Origin of the sequence: Mycobacterium sp. THU-M104 (assembly GCF_049197365.1) — a bacterium.
Lineage (GTDB): Bacteria > Actinomycetota > Actinomycetes > Mycobacteriales > Mycobacteriaceae > Mycobacterium.
The window spans coordinates 1-5,785 of the sequence record NZ_JBMIOP010000162.1 but is presented as its reverse complement, the minus strand read 5'-3'; the positions used below and the strand labels follow the sequence as shown (position 1 = coordinate 5,785).

The 5,785-nt window shown below is 70.8% G+C and carries 1 protein-coding gene; it reads left to right on the top strand.

The window, feature by feature from the left end; genetic code table 11:
* Nucleotides 1-5,785 (top strand): amino acid adenylation domain-containing protein (locus ACOJVU_RS13470; RefSeq protein WP_421530227.1); only part of this gene is annotated, 5,785 nt, incomplete at both ends.

Genomic DNA, 5,785 nt, shown 5'->3' with positions numbered 1-5,785 from the left:
TGGTGCCCGACGCGGTGGTGCGCTCGCCGGAGGATCTGCACGCGGTGCTGGCCGCGGAGCGGGTCACCATGTTGAGCCAGACCCCGTCGGCCTTTTATGCGCTGCAGGCCGCCGATGCGGCGCGAGCCGGGCAAGGCCGGCAGCTCGAACTCGAGGCCGTGGTGTTCGGCGGCGAGGCGCTGGAACCCCAGCGGCTGTCGCCGTGGCTGGGGAGCCACCCGGGCTTGCCGCGGCTGATCAACATGTACGGGACCACCGAGACGACGGTGCACGCCTCGTTCCGGGAGATCCTGGCTGCCGACGTGGAGAGCACGGCGAGCCCGATCGGGGTGCCGCTGGCCCATCTCGGCTTCTTCGTGCTCGACGCCTGGTTGCGGCAGGTGCCGGTCGGTGTGGTGGGGGAGCTGTATGTGGCCGGGGCGGGGGTGGCCGCCGGGTATGTGGGCCGGGCCGGTCTGAGTGCGACGCGGTTTGTGGCGTGTCCGTTCGGGGAGCCGGGGGCGCGGATGTATCGCACCGGGGACCTGGTGTGGTGGGGTGCGGACGGTGAGCTGCGGTATGTGGGGCGCGCTGACGAGCAGGTCAAGATCCGCGGGTACCGCATCGAGCTGGGTGAGGTGCAGGCGGCGTTGGCCGCGCTGGACGGTGTCGGCCAAGCGGTCGTGATCGCCCGCGAGGACCGCCCGGGTGACAAGCGCCTGGTGGGGTATGTGACCGGCACCGCGGACCCGGCTTCGGCGCGTGCCGCGTTGGCTGAGCGGTTGCCCTCGTACATGGTGCCGTCGGCGGTGGTGGTCATCGATGCGGTGCCGCTGACGGTCAACGGCAAAATCGACACCCGCGCGCTGCCCGCACCCGAGTACCAAGACGGTGATCACTACCGCGCGCCGTCCACTGCGGTCGAGGAGATCCTGGCCGGCATCTATGCCAAAGTGCTGGGTGTGGAGCCGCCCCGGCTCGTCGGGGTCGACGACTCGTTCTTCGAGCTGGGCGGGGACTCGCTGTCGGCGATGCGCCTGATCGCCGCGGTCAACGCCGCCCTGGATGCCGGTCTTTCGGTGGGCACCTTGTTCGAGGCGCCCACGATCGCCCAGCTGGCGCCCCGCATCGGCGGGGACGAGGGCCGGCTGGAGCCGCTGACAGCGGTGGAACGCCCCGCGGTGGTGCCGTTGTCGTTCGCCCAGAGCAGGTTGTGGTTCATCGACCAGTTCCAGGGCCCCTCGCCGATCTACAACATGGCGGTGGCGCTGCGGCTGGACGGGCAGCTGGATGCCGACGCCCTGGGCGCGGCGCTGGCCGACGTCGTGGCCCGCCAGGAGACCCTGCGCACCTTGTTCGCTGCGCACGAGGGCGTGCCGCGCCAGCTGGTGGTGCCCGCCGAGCGTGCCGACTTCGGCTGGACCGTCGTGGATGCCACCGGATGGCTGGAAAGCCAACTGGCCGAGGCGATCGACACCGTGGCGAGTCACCCGTTCGACCTGGCAACCGAGATCCCCCTGCGGGCAAGGCTTTTCCGAGTCGCCGACGACCAGCATGTGCTGGTGTCCGTGGTGCACCACATCGCCGCCGACGGGTCCTCGATCACCCCGCTGGTCAATGACCTCGGGGTGGCCTACGCGAGCCGATCCGCGGGGAAGCCCCCCGACTGGGAGCCGCTGGCCGTTCAGTACGTCGACTACACGCTCTGGCAGCGTGCGCAGCTGGGAGACCTCGGCGACGAGGACAGCCGCATCGCCGAGCAGCTGGCCTACTGGGAGCAAGCCCTGGCCGGCATGCCCGAGCACCTGCAGCTGCCCACCGATCGGCCCTACCCGCCTGTCGCCGACTACCGCGGCGCCAGCGTCCTGATCGACTGGCCGGCCGAGCTGCAACAGCAGGTCGCCCGGGTGGCCCGCGAGCACAACGCGACCACCTTCATGGTGATGCAGGCCGCCCTGGCGCTGCTGCTGTCGAAGATCAGCGCCAGCAGCGAGGTGGCGGTGGGATTCCCGATCGCCGGGCGCGGCGACGCGGCGCTGGACGAGCTGGTGGGCTTTTTCGTCAATACCCTGGTGCTGCGCGTCGACCTGGCCGGTGACCCCAGTGTCGCCGATCTGCTGGCCCAGGTGCGTGGACGCAGCCTGGCCGCCTACGAACATCAGGACGTGCCCTTCGAGGTGCTGGTGGATCGGCTCAACCCGACGCGGAGCCTGACCCATCACCCGCTTGTGCAGGTGATGCTGGGCTGGCAGAACTGGCAGGCCACCGGCTCCGATGAACCCGCTGTCGGCTTGGCGCTGGGCGACCTGCAGGTCACCCCGCTGCCCTTGGACACCTCGACCGCCCGCATGGATCTGTCGTTCTCGCTGGCCGAACGCTGGAACGAGGCCGGGGAGCCCGCCGGCATCTGGGGAGGAGTCGAATTCCGCACCGACGTCTTCGACGCGGCCACCATCGAGACTCTGCTCGAGCGGTTCAGGCGGGTGCTGGCGGCCATGACCACAGACCCGCGGCGACGGCTGTCGTCGATCGATGTGCTCGATGAAGCCGAGCGCGCCCGGCTGGACGACGTGGGCAACCGCGCGCTGCTGACCCGGCCCGGGCCGGTCGCGGCGTCGGTACCGGAGTTGTTCGCCGCGCAGGTGGCTCGCGTCCCGGATGCGGTGGCGGTCACCGACGGGGATGCCTCGCTGACCTACCGGGAACTCGACGAAACGGCAAACCGGTTGGCGCACTTGCTGATCGGGTACGACGTGGGCCCCGGTGCGCGGGTGGCGTTGCTGTTGGAGCGCTCGGCTCAGGCCGTCGTGGCCATGCTGGCCGTGCTCAAAACCGGCGCGGCGTACCTGGCCGTCGACCCGGCACTGCCGGACGCGAGGGTCGATTTCCTGCTCGGGGACGCCGCCCCGATGGCCGTAGTCACCTCTGTGGGGCTGGCGGATCGGCTGGATGGGCGCGAACTGGCGCTCATCGACGTCGACGATCCGGCCGTCGCGCGCCATCCCAGCACGGCGCTGCCGTCGCCGCACCCCGACGACATCGCCTACCTCATCTACACCTCGGGCACCACCGGAACTCCCAAGGGCGTGGCGATCGCCCACCACAACCTGGCCCACCTACCGGAGTCGACGCCCGCGGACCTGCCCGCGCCGCAGGTGTGGACGCAGTGCCACTCGTACGCGTTCGACTTCTCGGTGTGGGAAATCTGGGCCGCGCTGCTGGGCGGGGGACGGCTGGTGGTGGTGCCCGACCGTGTTGTCGGCTCTCCGGACGATTTCCACGACCTGCTGGTCCGCGAACAGGTCAACGTACTGACCCAAACCCCGTCGGCGGTGACCGCACTCGCCCCGGACGGGCTGGAGTCGATGGCGTTGCTGCTCGGCGGCGAGGCCTGCCCGGCCGAGGTGGTGGACCGGTGGGCGCCCGGGCGGGTGGTGATCAACGCCTACGGGCCCACCGAGGCCACGGTGTACGCGTCGATGAGCGCGCCTCTCAAACAGGAGGAGCAGGCGGGTGTGGCGCCGATCGGCGCGCCGGTGCCCACGACGGCGCTGTTCGTCCTCGACGAGTCGATGCGGCCGGTGCCCCCGGGTGTGGTGGGCGAGTTGTACGTGGCCGGCCGTGGTGTGGGCGTCGGGTATCTGGGCCGGGCCGGTTTGACCGCATCGCGGTTTGTGGCCTCGCCGTTCGGTAGGCCCGGGACACGCATGTATCGCACCGGTGACCTGGTGCGGTGGCGCCCCGACAACCAACTGCAGTATCTCGGGCGCGCCGACGAGCAGGTCAAGATCCGCGGCTATCGCATCGAGCCCGGGGAGGTCCAGGCCGTACTGGCGGCGCTGGACGGGGTGCAGCAGGCGGCTGTCATCGCGCGCGAGGACCGCCCCGGGGACAAGCGCCTGGTGGGGTACGTCACCGGGACCGCGGACCCGGCCGCGTTGCGCGCGACGCTGGCCGAGCGGCTACCCCCCTACATGGTTCCGGCCGCCGTCGTGGCGTTGGACGCGCTGCCGTTGACGGTCGGCGGCAAACTCGACAGACGGGCGCTGCCGACACCGGAGTACCAGGACACGGCGAGCTACCGCGCCCCGACCACCCTCACCGAGGAGATCCTGACCGGCATCTTCGCCCAGGTGCTCGGGGTGGAGCCGCCCCGGCTGGTCGGGGTGGACGACTCGTTCTTCGAGCTGGGCGGGGATTCGCTGTCGGCGATGCGTCTGGTCGCCGCGGTCAACACCGCGCTGGACGCCGGCCTGGTGGTGCGCGCCTTGTTCGAGGCACCCACGATCGCCCAGCTGGCTCCCCGCATCGGCCGCGACGGGGGTGGGCGCGAGCCGCTGACGGCGGTCGAACGCCCCGCGGTGGTGCCGTTGTCGTTCGCCCAGAACCGGTTGTGGTTCATCGACCAGTTCCAGGGTCCCTCACCGACGTACAATCTGCCGGTGGCGTTGCGGCTTCGCGGGCGCCTGAATGCCGATGCGCTGGGCGCGGCGCTGGCCGACGTGGTGGCCCGCCAGGAGAGCCTGCGCACGCTGTTCCCGGCGATCGAGGGGATCCCGCGGCAGCTGGTGGTGCCCGCCGAGCGTGCCGACTTCGGCTGGACCGTCGTGGATGCCACCGGTTGGCCGGAAAGCCAACTGGCCGAGGCGATCGACACCGTGGTGAGTCACGCGTTCGATCTGGCAACCGAGATCCCCCTGCGGGCGAGGCTTTTCCGCCTGGCCGACGACGACTACGTGTACGTCTCCGTCGTGCACCACATCGCCGCCGACGGATGGTCGATCACCCCGTTGGTCAACGACCTGGGAGCGGCCTACGTCAGCCGATGCGCGGGGCAGGCCCCCGACTGGGAGCCGCTCGCCGTTCAGTACGTCGACTACACCCTGTGGCAGCGTGCGCAGCTCGGCGATCTCGATGATGAGGACAGTCGCATCGCCGAGCAGCTGGCCTACTGGGAGGATGCGCTGGCCGGCATGCCCGAGCATCTGCAGCTGCCCACCGATCGGCCCTACCCGCCCGTCGCCGACTACCGCGGCGCCACGCTGACGGTGGACTGGCCGGCCGAGCTGCAGCAGCGGGTCGCCCGGGTGGCCCGCGAGCACAACGCGACCAGCTTCATGGTGCTGCAAGCCGCTCTCGCGGCGCTGCTGTCGGGGCTGAGCGCCAGCAGCGAGGTGGCGGTGGGATTCCCGATCGCCGGGCGCGGCGACGCGGCGCTGGACGAGCTGGTGGGCTTTTTCGTCAACACCCTGGTGCTGCGGGTCGACCTGGCCGGTGACCCCAGCGTCGCCGAGCTGCTGGCCCAGGTGCGCCGGCGCAGCCTGGCCGCCTACGAGCATCAGGACGTGCCTTTCGAGTTGCTGGTGGAGCGGCTCAGGCCGACGCGGAGCCTGACCCATCACCCGCTCGTGCAGGTGATGCTGGCCTGGCAGAACTTCGCCTGGCAGGACACCGACGCCGCCGGGTTGGCGCTGGGCGACCTGCAGGTCACCCCGCTGCCGGTGGACACCCACACCGCCCGCATGGATCTGACGTTCAACCTGGCCGACCGCTGGAGCGAGACCGGTGAACCCGTCGGAATCGGCGGGACGGTCGAGTTCCGCACCGACGTGTTCGACGCGGAGACCATCCGCACCCTGATCGAGCGGTTCGAGCGGGTGTTGGTGGCGATGACTGCGGATCCGCAGCGCCGGTTGTCGTCGATGGACGTGCTCGATTCCGCTGAGCACGTCCGGCTGGACGGGTGGGGCAATCGGGCGGCCCTGACCCAGCCGATGGGCGCGCCGGTGTCGATTCCGGCGGTGTT